General features: G+C 68.6%; 14 protein-coding genes. 9 read left to right on the forward strand and 5 right to left on the reverse strand.

The genetic code is table 11. The features are described 5' to 3' along the window. Positions 1–97: 97 nt before the first annotated feature. A complete protein-coding gene (locus tag IAI53_RS17470; RefSeq protein ID WP_187719514.1) occupies positions 98–1,024 on the forward strand; it encodes a hypothetical protein in 927 nt (308 codons plus the stop codon). Between the two features lie 26 nt (positions 1,025–1,050). Beyond that, positions 1,051–1,233: a hypothetical protein gene (locus tag IAI53_RS17475; protein ID WP_187719515.1), complete on the forward strand. Its 183-nt coding sequence runs from the start codon at positions 1,051–1,053 to the stop codon at positions 1,231–1,233. 33 nt (positions 1,234–1,266) lie between these two features. Here IAI53_RS17475 and mnmA read toward each other — a convergent pair whose 3' ends face one another. The 3 genes from mnmA to IAI53_RS17490 are packed head-to-tail and all read right to left on the reverse strand — an operon-like array spanning position 1,267 to position 3,516. Then, the gene (mnmA, locus tag IAI53_RS17480) at positions 1,267–2,364 is read right to left on the reverse strand and encodes a tRNA 2-thiouridine(34) synthase MnmA (protein ID WP_187719682.1); all 1,098 of its coding nucleotides are present in this window, start codon (positions 2,362–2,364) and stop codon (positions 1,267–1,269) included. Between the two features lie 31 nt (positions 2,365–2,395). Beyond that, positions 2,396–3,064 carry a hypothetical protein gene (locus IAI53_RS17485; protein WP_187719516.1) on the reverse strand — a complete coding sequence of 223 codons (669 nt, stop codon included), beginning with the start codon at positions 3,062–3,064 and terminating at the stop codon, positions 2,396–2,398. Continuing rightward, a complete protein-coding gene (locus IAI53_RS17490; RefSeq protein ID WP_187719517.1) occupies positions 3,061–3,516 on the reverse strand; it encodes an NUDIX hydrolase in 456 nt (151 codons plus the stop codon). Before IAI53_RS17490 ends, IAI53_RS17485 begins: the two co-directional genes overlap by 4 nt. Positions 3,517–3,655: 139 nt before the next feature. On the opposite strand from IAI53_RS17490, the gene IAI53_RS17495 reads away from it, so the two are divergent. The 7 genes from IAI53_RS17495 (at position 3,656) to IAI53_RS17525 (ending at position 9,702) form a co-directional block, all read left to right on the forward strand. After that, positions 3,656–4,504: a mechanosensitive ion channel family protein gene (locus IAI53_RS17495; RefSeq protein WP_187719518.1), complete on the forward strand. Its 849-nt coding sequence runs from the start codon at positions 3,656–3,658 to the stop codon at positions 4,502–4,504. 130 nt (positions 4,505–4,634) lie between these two features. Further along, complete coding sequence (locus IAI53_RS17500; RefSeq protein WP_187719519.1) at positions 4,635–5,555, forward strand: branched-chain amino acid transaminase; 921 nt, start codon at positions 4,635–4,637, stop codon at positions 5,553–5,555. Positions 5,556–5,567: 12 nt separating this feature from the next. Beyond that, the gene (locus IAI53_RS17505; protein ID WP_187719520.1) at positions 5,568–5,768 is read left to right on the forward strand and encodes a zinc-finger domain-containing protein; all 201 of its coding nucleotides are present in this window, start codon (positions 5,568–5,570) and stop codon (positions 5,766–5,768) included. 68 nt (positions 5,769–5,836) lie between these two features. Beyond that, positions 5,837–6,268, forward strand: coding sequence for a YybH family protein (locus IAI53_RS17510; protein ID WP_187719521.1), 432 nt, complete (start codon positions 5,837–5,839; stop codon positions 6,266–6,268). Continuing rightward, on the forward strand, positions 6,265–7,227 hold the full coding sequence (locus tag IAI53_RS17515) for a YheT family hydrolase (protein ID WP_187719522.1): 963 nt from the start codon (positions 6,265–6,267) through the stop codon (positions 7,225–7,227). Before IAI53_RS17510 ends, IAI53_RS17515 begins: the two co-directional genes overlap by 4 nt. Before the next feature lie 104 nt (positions 7,228–7,331). Continuing rightward, complete coding sequence (locus tag IAI53_RS17520) at positions 7,332–8,720, forward strand: phosphomannomutase/phosphoglucomutase (RefSeq protein WP_187719523.1); 1,389 nt, start codon at positions 7,332–7,334, stop codon at positions 8,718–8,720. Positions 8,721–8,838: 118 nt separating this feature from the next. After that, on the forward strand, positions 8,839–9,702 hold the full coding sequence (locus IAI53_RS17525) for an HDOD domain-containing protein (RefSeq protein WP_187719524.1): 864 nt from the start codon (positions 8,839–8,841) through the stop codon (positions 9,700–9,702). A 27-nt stretch (positions 9,703–9,729) separates the two neighbouring features. On the opposite strand, the gene IAI53_RS17530 is transcribed toward IAI53_RS17525, so the two are convergent. Both IAI53_RS17530 and alaS read right to left on the reverse strand, forming a co-directional pair. Next, entirely contained in the window at positions 9,730–11,214 is a 1,485-nt protein-coding gene (locus IAI53_RS17530; protein WP_187719525.1) for a sensor domain-containing diguanylate cyclase, read from the reverse strand. 150 nt (positions 11,215–11,364) lie between these two features. Continuing rightward, positions 11,365–13,986 carry an alanine--tRNA ligase gene (gene alaS, locus IAI53_RS17535; RefSeq protein WP_187719526.1) on the reverse strand — a complete coding sequence of 874 codons (2,622 nt, stop codon included), beginning with the start codon at positions 13,984–13,986 and terminating at the stop codon, positions 11,365–11,367. Between the last annotated feature and the right edge of the window lie 6 nt (positions 13,987–13,992).

A 13,992-nucleotide genomic window follows, 5' to 3' on the forward strand; every position in this document is an offset into this window, starting at 1 on the left:
GCAGATGCGGGCCATCCACGGGCAAGCGCTGTTGCGCTGCGCAAATAGGGCTATCATTGCCAACACTTCCGGCCCGGGATTTCTCCGCCAGTCCTAGATGAACACCACCATTGCAGACGGCACCGTACGCGAGATCGACGGTGTGCAACGCATCCACTACGACGGCTACTGGATCAAGATGTACGATCCGCCGGCCGACAGCCTGCAGGCCAAGAAGGCGCTGATCGGCGCGCTCACGCGCCGCCTGTTCAACCACGTCGAGCACGGCATCAACATACCGGGGCGTCGCGTGGGCGAGGCGCGCGCGGCCTTTCAGGCCGAAACCGATCCGGCCCGCAGGCGGGTCAAGGGCGCCATGCTCGCCGGTTCGCTGTTCAACCGTGCCACCGACATCTTCACCAAGCTGGTGGAACTGCAGGAGCAGGGCGTGGAGATCGACCAAGACAATGCGCTGATGCGCGAGTGCGGCGCCTGTCTGCAGGAAGCTCTGTCGCTCGGCCGCCTGGTCCTGCACCGCAGCGGCGACGAGGGCATCGACGAGCTGTGGGGCGAACCCTTCCGCGCCTTCTCGATCCCGGTGGAGGCCTTCTACGAGAGCCGTTACATCAAGATTGCGCAGACCATGCGCGACATCGACCGCATCGCCAGCGCAATGATCGACACGCTGGCCTGTAACCGGCTGTTCCTGGGCAGCGAGCCGCTGATCCGCCGCTACGCGGATTTGGCCAAGCTCAAGTGCGAGACGCTGCGCACCGACGATGCGATCTTCGACGTGTGGGCCGACTTCGTGGTCGCCTCGGAGAACCTCGGCGCCTTCGCGCCGCAACTCGCCGCCGACGCGCCGCCCACCGAGCAGCAGCTGGTGGCCGACGGCCAGCGCCTGATCGGCCAGGGCCGCGACCTGATCGCCTACATCACCCGCGCGCGGGTACCCATGCCCAAGAGCACGCGCGAGTTCATCGAGCGCTGCAAGCTGTTCGACACCATCTGCCGCACCAGGCTCGACGGCACGCCGCTGATCTGACGCGCAACGCCTTACCGGAATCCCCGATGAAACGCACCGACCTCGAAAAACTCAATGGCCTGAAGATCAACAACCGCCTCAAGGGCACCCCGCCGCCGCAGCGCTTCGGCGCCGGCTCGGGCGGCCGCCGCGCGGCGGCGACGGTCAATCCGCTGGTCGCCAAGCTGCTCGGGCAGAAGCCCGCCGAGGACGACAAGTCGGACTCCTGAGCGCGCCGCCGCCCGGGCGGCGCTCACCCGGCATCAGACGATGATGCCGCCGCCCAGGCAGACCTTGGACTCGTACACCACGACGCTCTGACCAGGGGTCAGCGCCCACTGCGGCTGGGCGAAGGCGATCTCGGCACGCCCGTCGGCGATACGGTCGACCTCGCACGGCTGGTCGGGGGTGCGGTAGCGCGGCTTGGCGGTGTACACCCAGTGGGTGTGCGGGTCGCGCCCGGAAATCCAGTTGAGATCGGTGGCCACCAGGCGCTCCTTGAGCAGCGCCGGATGGTCGTGGCCCTGCACCACGTAGAGCAGGTTGGCCTTCACGTCCTTGCCGGCCACGTACCAGGCCTCGTGCTCACCGGCCTCGTCCTGGTTGCCCTTGATGCCGCCGATATGCAAACCCTTGCGCTGGCCGATGGTGTGGTACATCAGCCCCTGGTGCTCGCCCAGCACGCGGTCGTCGTCCAGGCAGCGGATCTCGCCCGGCTTGGTCGGCAGGTAGCGCATCAGGAACTCGCGGAAGGGGCGCTCGCCGATGAAGCAGATGCCGGTCGAATCCTTCTTGGCGGCCACGTGCAGCCCAGCCTGTTCGGCGATCCTGCGCACCTCGCGCTTGTAGAGCGCGCCGAGCGGGAACAGGGTCTTGGCCAGCTGTTCCTGGTTGAGGCGGTAGAGGAAGTAGCTCTGGTCCTTGGTGCCGTCCTCGGCCTTGAGCAGCTGGTATTCGGTGCGCCCGTCGTTGTGCCATTCGCGCACCTGGGCGTAGTGCCCGGTGGCGATGCGCTCGGCGCCCAGCTGCATGGCGTGGTCGAGGAAGCAGCGGAACTTGATCTCGGAGTTGCACAGGATGTCCGGGTTGGGCGTGCGCCCGGCCTCGTACTCGCGCAGAAAATCGGCGAACACGCGGTCCTTGTACTCGGCGCTGAAGTTCACCACTTCCAGGTCGATGCCGATCACGTCGCACACCGAGGCCACATCCACCAGGTCCTGGCGGGTGGAGCAGTAGTCCGCGTCGTCGTCGTCCTCCCAGTTCTTCATGAACAGGCCGGTGACCTGGTAGCCCTGCTGCTTGAGCAGCAGCGCGGTCACCGAGGAATCGACGCCGCCGGACATGCCGACGACCACCTTCATGCCCTGCGCATCGGCGCCGGGCTTCACGACATTACTGGACATTCGGTCCGTCTCCATTCAACCAGTCTGCCAGCGGCAGCACCACCGCCGGCTCGCCGTTGTCGACGAACCAGCTGTCCACCGCGAATTGCGCGCCCGGATTGCCCGGCGGTGGCGCGGGCGGGCGGGGGATGTCTGCGAGCACCTCGGGGCAGTCGCACAGGAAAAGCAGCAGCCCGACATGGTCGGGCACCTCGGCCGGCGCTGCAAGCGGCGCGGGCGGCGCGATCTCCTCGATCACCGCCGAATAATGCTGCAGGATGAAGCGGGTGCGGCGCGCCGGCGCAAGCACCTTGTGATAGCGCAGGCTGCCGCGCGTGGCGAGCAGTTCGAGCAGCGCGGTGGTATTGGTCGAGTGGTCGATGCAGTCCATACGCCCGTTCTCGCCCTGGTCGCCCAGGTTGCCGGCGCGATCCGCGCTCACCGGCGTGCGCTCGCCGGCAATGCGGTACAGGCTGCCGAGCACGCCGGCGAGCACCTCGCGCTCCTCGGCGGCGCTGCCGGCCGCGCGCAGCCGGGCATCGAGCGCATCCAGCTCGTCGCTGGCGAAACGCAGCTGCGCGCGCGCGGCGCAGCCGTAGTTGTAGCACAGGGTCACCGGCGAGGCGGCCTGCGCCGACATCGCGACCATGATCGTCAGGATGCCCAGCAGCAGCCTCATGCGTCGTAATGGCGGATCAGGTCGAGGGCGTGGCGACGACCGGCCAGCCAGTCGTCCACGCACTGCATCACCAGCGGGCTGCGATGGCGCGCGCTGCAGGCGCGCATCTCCTCGGGCGTGAGCCACAGTGCGCGCACGATGCCCACATCCAGCGCACGGCCGGGCTCCTCGCCGCTCACCCGGCCGCCGAAGGCGAAGCGCAAATAGGTGAGATCGCCCTGCGGGCGCGGCCACTGGTAGATGCCGACCAGGCACTCGGGCACGAAGTGATGCGCGGTCTCCTCCAGCGCCTCGCGCACGCTGGCGGCAAGCAGCGATTCGCCCGCCTCGAGGTGCCCGGCCGGCTGGTTGAAACGCAGCCCCTCGGCGGTCTCTTCCTCCACCAGCAGGAAGCGCCCGTCGCGCTCGATCACCGCGGCCACGGTCACATTGGGTTTCCAGTCACGCACCATCGTCCGCATCCGGGGAAAAGCCGGAATTTTAGCGCGGATGGCGGCTGCCGCGCCCGTGGGCCGCCCCGGTGCGCACTTGCACCCTCGCGCTCAGATGCGACAATCGGCCGGCCCGAGACAAATACAACAAGGAGTTCCCATGGAAGACATGAACGGCATGCTCGCCCGGATGCAGGAAACCTGGCTGCCGGTGATCATGCAGTACGGTGGCCGCCTGCTGCTCGCCCTGCTCACCCTGGTGATCGGCTGGTGGCTGGTCGGCAAGCTGACCCGCGGCATGCTCGCCCTGCTCACGCGGCGCGGCGTGGAGCCGACGCTGCACGGCTTCCTCGGCAGCCTGCTGGGCATCGTCCTCAAGGTGCTGCTGCTGGTCAGCGTGGCCGGCATGGTGGGCGTGGAGACCACCTCCTTCATCGCCATGATCGGTGCCGCAGGCCTGGCGATCGGTCTCGCGCTGCAGGGCAGCCTGGCCAACTTCGCCGGCGGCGTGCTGATCCTGATCTTCCGCCCCTTCAAGGTCGGCGAGTACATCGAGGCCCAGGGCGTGGGCGGCACGGTGAACCAGATCCAGATCTTCCACACCGTGCTGCTGACCCCGGACAACAAGACCGTGGTGATCCCCAACGGCAACCTGTCCAACGGCAGCGTGGTGAATTACTCGCGCCAGGAAACCCGCCGGGTGGACCTGAACATGGGCATCGCCTACGACGACGACGTGAAGCTCGCGCGCAGCATCCTGCTCGAACTCGCGCACGAGGACCCGCGCGTGCTGAAGGACCCCGAGCCGGTTGTGTGGCTGGCCTCGCTGGGCGACAGCTCGGTGAATCTGTCGCTGCGCATGTGGACCAGCACTGCGGACTTCTGGCCGACCTTCTTCGAGCTGCAGGAGCTGGCCAAGGAACGCTTCGACGCGGCCGGCCTGACCATCCCCTTCCCGCAGCGCACGCTGCACGTGGTTCAGGGCCAGACGCTGGCCGCCGCGGACTGAGGGGCAGCACCTCGCGCGCGGCCCGGTCGCCGGCACCCGTCCGGCGCCCGGGCTTTGCGTTAGAATTGCGCGGTTATGCCCGCCGGCCGGCGGGCGATCCGCACAACCCAACACGCTGGAGATTCACATCATGTCGATGGCAGACCGCGACGGTTTCATTTGGCAAGACGGCAAGCTCGTACCGTGGCGCGAAGCCACCACCCACGTGCTGACCCACTCCCTGCACTACGGCCTGGCCGTGTTCGAGGGCGTACGCGCGTACAACACCGCCAAGGGCACCGCGATCTTCCGTCTGGCCGAGCACACCCAGCGCCTGATCAATTCGGCCAAGATCTACATGATGGAGATCCCCTACAGCAAGGAAGAGCTGATGGAGGCGCAGAAGGAAGTGGTGCGCGCCAACAAGCTGGAATCCTGCTACCTGCGGCCGCTGGCCTTCTACGGCTCGGAGAAGATGGGCATCTCCACCGTCGGCGCCACCGTGCACGTGGCCATCGCCGCCTGGCCGTGGGGCGCCTACCTGGGCGAGGAAGGCCTGGAGAAGGGCATCCGGGTGAAGACTTCGTCCTACACCCGCCACCATGTGAACTCCACCATGCCGCGCGCCAAGGTGGCCGCCACCTACCCGAACTCCATTCTCGCCAACCTGGAAGTCACCAAGCACGGCTACGACGAGGCCCTGCTGCTGGACAACCAGGGCTTCGTCGCCGAAGGCGCCGGCGAGAACCTGTTCATCATCAAGGACGGCAAGATCTTCGAACCCGAGATCGCCTCCGCGCTAACCGGCATCACCCGCGACTCGGTGATCCAGATCGCCCGCGAGTTCGGCATGGACGTGCAGGCCAAGCGCATCACCCGCGACGACATCTACCTGGCCGACGAAGCCTTCTTCACCGGCACCGCCGCCGAAGTGACGCCGATCCGCGAGCTGGACGACCGCATCATCGGCGAAGGCAAGCGCGGCCCGATCACCACCAGGATCCAGGCGCGCTTCTTCGACGTGGTCAACGGCCGCGCGCCGGAATACGACCACTGGCTGGCCTACGTCTGAAAGAGGTCCCTCATGGCTGAAAACACCAACAAGAGCGAAGCGGTGCAGGTCACCGCAGCCGACCTGCCGCTGCACTGCCCGCAACCGGGCGCACCGCTGTGGGCGCGCCATCCGCGCGTGTTCCTCGACGTACTGAAGGACGGCGAGGCCACTTGCCCCTACTGCAGCGCGCATTACGTGTTCACCGGCGAGCGCCCCAAGGGCCACCACTGAGCCCGAGTGGATCGAGGACGGGGGCGGCGACGCCCCCGTCTGCATTGCAGCCAAGGAGCCCGAGCGCCGTGAGCAAACCCATCTTCACTTCCGCCGCGGATGTAGAGGCCGCGTTCTACGACGCGCTGGCCCGTTCCGACCTGGACGCGATGATGGCCGTGTGGTCGGAAGACGAGGAAGTCGTCTGCGTACACCCCGGCGGCCCGCGCCTCACCGGGCTGGCGGAAGTGCGCGAATCCTGGCGCCAGCTGTTCGCCGCCGGCACCCGGCTGATCGTGCGCACCTCACACCAGACGGTGAGCGCCAGCATGATGCTGACCGTGCATAACGTGCTCGAGCACGTCGCGGTCGAAGGCGACGACCGCCTGCAGACGCCCATGGTCGCCACCAATGTCTACACCCGCGGCGCGGTGGGCTGGCGCATGGTCATGCACCACGCCTCGCCCCTGCCCGACCTGGCCGAGCTCGTCGGACAGGACACCCCGCACGTGGTGCATTGAGCCCCTTCCAGTCGCCCGCCTGGCTGCCGGGCGGCCATGCGCAGACCATCTGGCCGTTGGCCCGCAAGGGCACGCTTCCGCCGCTGCGGCGCGAGCGCTGGAACACCCCGGACGGCGATTTCATCGACCTCGACTGGCTGGCCCGCAGCACGGATGCCGCACGTCCGCTGGTGGTGCTGTTCCACGGCCTGGAGGGCAGCAGCGGCTCGCACTACGCCCGCGCCCTGCTGCGCGCGCTGGCGGTGCGCGGCTGGCGCGGGGTGGTGCCGCATTTCCGCGGCTGCTCGGGCGAAGCCAACCGCCTGGCGCGCGCCTACCACTCCGGCGACAGCACCGAGATCGACTGGATCCTGCGCCGCCTCGCCCCGTTGGCCGGCGGCGCGCCGCTGTTCGCCGCAGGCGTGTCGCTCGGCGGCAACGCGCTGCTGAAGTGGCTGGGCGAACGCGAGCATGAGGCCGGCACCCTGCTGGCCGGCGCGGCGGCCATCTGCCCGCCGCTCGACCTGACCATCTCCGGCCACGCGCTGGGCCGGGGCTTCAACCGCCTCTACAGCGCGCACTTTCTCCTCACCTTGCGCGCCAAGGCCCTCGCCAAGCATGCCCGCGACCCCGGGCTGTTCGACGCCACCCGGGTGCGTCGCGCACGCAGCCTGTACGAATTCGACGACGCCTACACCGGCCCGGTGCATGGCTTCGCCGGTGCCGACGACTACTGGCGGCGCGCCTCGAGCAAACCCTGGCTGCGCGCCATCCGCGTGCCCACCCTGTTGCTCAACGCCGCCAACGACCCCTTCGTACCGCGGGCCGCCCTGCCCCGGCCGGCGGAGCTCGCCGCGGCAGTGCGCTTCGAGTGCCCGCCGCACGGCGGCCACGTCGGCTTTCTCGGCGGCGCCTTCCCCGGCCACATCGGCTGGCTGCCCGAACGTCTGCTGCAACACTTCGACACCCTTTCGCGCTGAAAACCGCGCCATTGCGCACGCCCGTGCACCGTTTCCCGGTTCAATCGGCCGGCGCGCTCTGGGATAATGCTGCGTTGCACCGACCAATCCCCCACGGACCGCTCATGACCTCGCCCTACCCGCTGCCCGCCCCGGAAATCTTCAAGGCTTATGACATCCGCGGCATCGTCGACACCACCCTGACCAGCGAGGCGGTGCGCGCCATCGGCCACGCGCTGGGTTCCGAAGCGGTGGCGCGCGGCCAGCGCGAGATCGCCATCGGGCGCGACGGCCGCCTGTCCGGCCCGGCACTGGCGGGCGCCCTGGCCGACGGCATCCGCGCGGCCGGCGTGGACGTGGTCGATATCGGCTGCGTGCCCACCCCGCTGAGCTATTTCGCCGCCTTCGAACTGGGCACGGCTTCCTGCGTCAGCGTCACCGGCAGCCACAACCCGCCGGACTACAACGGCCTCAAGATGGTGCTCGGCGGCCATACCCTGTTCGGCGAACAGATCCAGGCCCTGCGCCAGCGGCTGGCCGACAACGATCTCGCCCACGGCGCCGGCCGCCTGCGCCAGGCCGACGTGCAGGCTGCCTACCTCGAGCGCGTGTGCGGCGACATCAAGCTCGCCCGGCCGATGAAGGTGGTGGTCGATTGCGGCAACGGCATCGCCGGTGGCATCGCCCCGGAACTCTTCCGCCGCCTGGGCTGCGAGGTGATCGAGCTGTTCTGCGAGGCGGATGGCAGCTTCCCCAACCACCACCCGGACCCCTCACGCCCGGAGAACCTGCAGGACGTGATCCGCGTGCTGCGCGAGACCGATGCCGAGCTGGGCCTGGCCTTCGACGGCGACGGCGACCGCCTGGGCGTGGTCACCAAGGACGGCCAGATCATCTATCCCGACCGCCAGCTGATGCTGTTCGCCGCCGACGTGCTCTCCCGCGTGGCGGGCGGCGAGATCATCTACGACGTGAAATGCACCCGCAACCTGGCCGGCTGGATCCGCCAGCACGGCGGCAAGCCGCTGATGTGGAACACCGGCCACGCGCTGGTCAAGGCCAAGCTCAAGGAGACCGGCGCCCCGCTGGCCGGCGAGATGAGCGGCCACGTGTTCTTCAAGGAGCGCTGGTTCGGCTTCGACGACGGCCTGTACACCGGCGCCCGCCTGCTGGAGATCCTCTCCCGCCACGCCGACCCCAGCGCGGTGCTCAACGCCCTGCCGGACGCGGTGAGTACGCCGGAGCTGAACATCCGCATGAACGAAGGCGAACCCTTCGAGCTGGTGCGCCGCCTGCGCGAACAGGCGCGCTTCGAGGGCGCGGACGAGGTGATCACCATCGACGGCGTGCGCGTGGAGTACCCACAGGGCTTCGGCCTGGCGCGTCCGTCGAACACCACGCCGGTGGTCGTGCTGCGCTTCGAGGCCGACAGCGCCGAGGCGCTGGCGCGCATCCAGGCGGACTTCCGCCGCGCCATCGAGGGTGTCTGGCCGGGCGTCGCGCTGCCGTACTGATCGCTGCCGTCCCGCTACGCGGAACGGGGTGTCCGCATCCCGTCCGCGTACCCGGTTGGCCTAAGCCGGCGTGGTAAAGTACGGGTTTTCCACAATCACAACAAGAAAGCCTCCCCACATGCGCACGATCGACGAAAGCCGGCTGGAACAGACCCTCCGCGGCATCAACATTCCCGCCTGTCCCGCCGTTCTGGGCGAACTGATGGGCGAGCTGCGCAAGCCGCTGACCAACGGCAAGCGCGTCGCCCAGCTGATCGGCGAAGACGTCGGGCTGGCCTCGGTGGTGGTGCGCTCGGCCAACTCCCCGCTGTTCGGCACCCGGCGGCAGATCGCCTCGGTGGACGAGGCCACCCGCCTGCTCGGTTTCGGCATGCTGACCAGCCTGGTGCAGGAGGCGCTGCTGCGCAGCGCCGTAGCCACCCGCGACGCCTCGCTGGAGCGCTTCTGGGACAGCTCGCGCTACACCGCATCGGCCAGCGCCCAGCTGGCGCGCATCGTCGGCGGCACCCGCCCGGAAACCGCCTACACCTTCGGGCTGTTCCGCGACTGCGGCATCCCGCTGCTGGTCCAGCGCTTTCCCGACTACAAGCAGATCCTGCGCGCCGCCAACCAGGCTACCGACCGCTGGTTCACCGACGTCGAGGACGAGGCGCTCAACACCAACCATGCGGTGATCGGCTACCTGCTGGCACGCTCCTGGGGGCTGGCGGACACGGTCAGCCAGGGCATCCTGATGCACCACGACTACTCGATCTTCGCCGATCCGGCCGGGCTGGAGGTCGAGTCATGCACCCTGGTGGCGATCAACGTCATTGCGGAACACGTGGTCGGCACCCACCTGCGCACCGTGCAGGATGCCGAATGGGGCAAGGGACGCGAGCCGATCGCGCGCTTCCTCGGCTACACGCCGACCGAAATGGACGACATCGCCGACGACCTGCTGTACTGGCTGGACGAGCAGAAGAACCAGGAAGCCGCCTGAGGCCGCTAGCGGGCGACGCCTGCGCGCTCAGGTACCGACCCGCTCGTCCTCGCCGGCCCACTCCACGCGGTTGCGCCCGCCGTCCTTGGCGCGATAGAGCGCGCGGTCGGCGCGCGCCACCAGGGTGGAAAACATCTCGCTGCCGTTGTACTGCGCCACGCCGAAGCTCGCGCTCAGCTGTCCCGCGACCGGGAAGGGCGTGCCGTCGATGAGGCGGCGCATCTTCTCGGCCAGCGCCAGCGCCTCGGCCAACCCGGTGGCCGGCGCCAGCAGCAGGAACTCCTCCCCGCCCCAGCGCGCCAGCAGATCGGACGCCCGCACCTGGCCACCCAGGCGGGTGGCCACTTCGCGCAACACCGCGTCGCCCACTTCGTGACCGAAGCGGTCGTTGACCGACTTGAACCAGTCCACGTCGAACAGCACCACGCTCAGCGGGTGCCGGTGACGGCGCGAACGCGACAGTTCGGCCTCGGCGGTATCCTCCAGCCGGCGGCGGTTGGCCAGGCCGGTGAGGCGGTCGGTGGACGCCGCCTCGGCAAGCTCGGTGTTGGCGCGGCGCATCTGCTGGTTGGCAGCCTCGAGTTCTTCCCGGGCGCGCTCCAGTTCGTCTTCCATATGCTTGCGGGCGGTAATGTCGTTGATCGCCGCGATCACCGCCGGCCGGCCACCGAACTCGCCCAGCATGGCGGAGACCAGTGCCCAGATGGGCTCCCCGCTGGCGCGCAGCAGGCGCAGCTCGAAATCGCTCACCGAGCCGTGCTGGTTGAGCATCTGCTGCAGCCGGATGCGGTCCTCGCCATGCAGATAGAAATCGAACACGGTACGGCTGCGGAAGGCCTCCACGCTCAGGCCGGCGGTTTCGGCCGCCTTCTGGTTCACGAACAGCACGCGGCCATCGCGTGCATCGGACACCAGGATGGCCGTCGGCGCCAGCGCCAGCAGCTGGCGCAGGCGCGCCTCGCTGTCGCGCAGCACCTCCTCGGCGCGGTGCTGCTCGGTGACGTCCGAGATCGTGCGCACGAAGCCGCCGCCCGGCAGGGGAACGTGCTTGCCTTCGTAGTCGCGTCCGCGATGCTCGAAGGTGTGGCGAAAGGGTTCCCGGGTGCGCGCGCGCTGCATGGCGCGCTCCAGCAACTCGTCCGGGAGCCGGTTCTCGCCGGCCCACAGGCGAAGGATCTCGGCATACGGCGGCTTGTTGGCGAGGAAGGCCGGGTCAAAGCCGGTGATGTCGGCGAAGCGCTGATTGAAGCTGGTCAGGCGCAGCCTGCCGTCCACCATGATCACCGCCTCGGCCATGTTCTCCATGGTCGAGCGCATGATGGCTTCGTCCCGCCGGCGGTCGGCAAGCGCCTGCGCGAGACGGCGGTTGGCGCGGACCAGGGCGACCGCCGCGGCGCCGAGCACGAACAGCCCGAGCAGCGCGCTCAGCAGCAGAAAGAGCGTGGTCGCGGGAAAGGTGCTCGCCCAGGCATCGGCGAATCCGCCGTCGGCCGCGCGGACCGGCGCCGCCATGCCCGCACATGCGGACGCGGCGGCAGGACCAAGCCGAAACAGGGGGCGCCGGATATTCATCCGGCCATTATCGGCCCGATTCCGCCAAACCAAAGCCTTTTTTCCCGCGGCCCGGCGGGCTGACGCCTGCGGGCCACGGGCGGGCGAGGCTCAGAGCTTGCCGTCCACCCAGCCGGCCACACCGGCCAGCGCGCCGGGCAGCGCCGCGGGGTCGTTGCCGCCGGCCTGGGCCATGTCGGGACGTCCGCCGCCCTTGCCGCCGACCTGCTGGGCGACGAAGTTCACCAGTTCGCCGGCCTTGACCTTGCCGGTCAGGTCCGCGGTGACGCCGGCGATCAGGCTGACCCGGCCGTCGGCGGTGGACGCCAGCACGATGGCAGCCGACTTGAGCTTGTCCTTGAGCTTGTCCATGGTCTCGCGCAGGGTCGGCACGTCGGCACCGTCCAGCGTGGCGGCCAGCACCCGGGCGCCCTTGACCTCAACCGCCTGGGCGGCGAGGTCCTCGCCCTGGCTGGCGGCCAGCTTGCTCTTCATGCGCGCGAGCTCCTTCTCCAGCGCGCGCACGTTGTCGAGGATGCCGGCCACGCGCTCAGCGACCTCATCCGGCTGCACCTTGAGCAGCGCGGACATGCCCTGCACGCGGCGCTCCTGTTCCTGGGCGTAGCGCAGCGCATTGGTGCCGGTGATGGCTTCCACCCGGCGCACGCCCGCCGCCACCCCGCCTTCGACGACGATCTTGAACAGACCGATGTCGCCGGTACGCGCCACATGGGTGCCGCCGCACAGTTCCTTGGAGCTGCCGATGGACAGCACCCGCACCTCGTCGCCGTACTTTTCGCCGAACAGCATCATGGCGCCGGATTTCTGCGCATCGTCGAGCGCCATCACCCGCGCCTCGGTGGCCGAGTTGGCGAGGATTTCGGCGTTGACCAGCTCCTCGACCTCGCGGATCTCCTCGGCGGTCATCGGGGCGCCGTGCGCGAAGTCGAAACGGGTCTTGTCCGGATCGACCAGCGAGCCTTTCTGCTGCACATGGGCGCCGAGCACTTCGCGCAGGGCCTTGTGCATCAGGTGGGTCACCGAGTGGTTGCGCGCGGTCGCCGCCCGTGCGGCCACGTCCACACGGGCATTCACCGCCTGGCCCACCGCGAGGCGGCCGGTTTTGACCACGCCGTGGTGGCCGAACACCGCGGCCTGGATCTTCAGCGTGTCCTCCACCGCGAAGATGCCGGCGGCACCGCGCAGTTCGCCACGGTCGCCGACCTGGCCGCCGGACTCGGCGTAGAACGGGGTCTTGTCCAGCACCACCACGCCGAGCTCACCCTCCAGCAGCTCATCGACCGGCGCGCCGTCCTTGTACAGCGCCAGGATGCTGCCCTGCTCTTCCAGGCGCTCGTAGCCGTGGAAGGCGGTATCCGGGCCGGCGTACTCGAGGTTGGCGGCCATCTTGAACTTGCCGGCCGCACGCGCCTGTTCCTTCTGGCGCGCCATGGCGGCGTCGAAGGCCGCCGCATCCACGGTGACGCCGCGCTCGCGGCAGATGTCGGCGGTAAGGTCGAGCGGGAAACCGTAGGTGTCGTGCAGCTTGAAGGCGGTGTCGCCGTCGAAGACCTTGTTGCCGGCCTGCTCCATCGCGGCCAGCTCGGCCTCGACGATGGCCATGCCGTTCTCGATGGTGGCGAAGAAGCGCTCCTCCTCCTGGCGCAGCACGTCCGCGATGCGCCGCTCGCCGGCCTTGAGCTCCGGATAGGCCTCGCCCATCTCGGCGACCAGGTCCGGCACCATCTTGTGGAAGAAGGCCGCGCGCGCGCCGAGCTTGTAGCCGTGGCGGATGGCGCGGCGGATGATGCGGCGGAGCACGTAGCCGCGGCCCTCGTTGCCCGGAATCACGCCGTCGGCGATCAGGAAGGAACAGGCGCGAATGTGGTCGGCCAGCACCTTGAGCGAGGGCGAATCCATGTCGGCGCCGGAAGTCTCGCGCGCCGCGGCCTTGATCAGGTTCTGGAACAGGTCGATCTCGTAGTTGGCATGGACGTGCTGCAGCACCGCCGAGATGCGCTCCAGGCCCATGCCGGTGTCCACGCTGGGCTTGGGCAGCGGATGCATCACGCCGGCCTCGTCGCGGTTGAACTGCATGAACACGTTGTTCCAGATCTCGATGTAGCGGTCGCCATCTTCCTCGGGGCTTCCCGGGGGGCCGCCCCAGATCTCCGGGCCGTGGTCGTAGAAGATCTCGGTGCAGGGGCCGCAGGGGCCGGTGTCACCCATCATCCAGAAGTTGTCCGAGGCGTAGCGCGCGCCCTTGTTGTCGCCGATGCGGATCACCCGCTCGGCCGGCACGCCGATTTCCTTGGTCCAGATGTCGTAGGCTTCGTCGTCCTCGGCATAGACGGTGACCCACAGCTTGTCCTTGGGCAGCTTGAAGACGTCGGTCAGCAGTTCCCAGGCGTAGCTGATGGCGTCGCGCTTGAAGTAGTCGCCGAAGCTGAAGTTGCCCAGCATCTCGAAGAAGGTGTGGTGGCGCGCGGTGTAGCCGACGTTTTCCAGGTCGTTGTGCTTGCCGCCGGCGCGCACGCATTTCTGCGAGGTGGTCGCACGGCTGTAGGGACGCTTGTCGAAGCCGAGGAAGACGTCCTTGAACTGGTTCATCCCGGCGTTGGTGAACAGCAGCGTGGGATCTTCATGCGGCACCAGCGAGCTGGAGGCGACGATCTGGTGGCCCTTGGACTCGAAGAACTTGAGGAACTTGTCGCGGATTTCGGCGGATTTCATAAGGTC

Origin of the sequence: Thauera sedimentorum (genome assembly GCF_014489115.1) — a bacterium.
In the GTDB taxonomy this organism is placed as follows: Bacteria; Pseudomonadota; Gammaproteobacteria; order Burkholderiales; family Rhodocyclaceae; genus Pseudothauera; species Pseudothauera sedimentorum.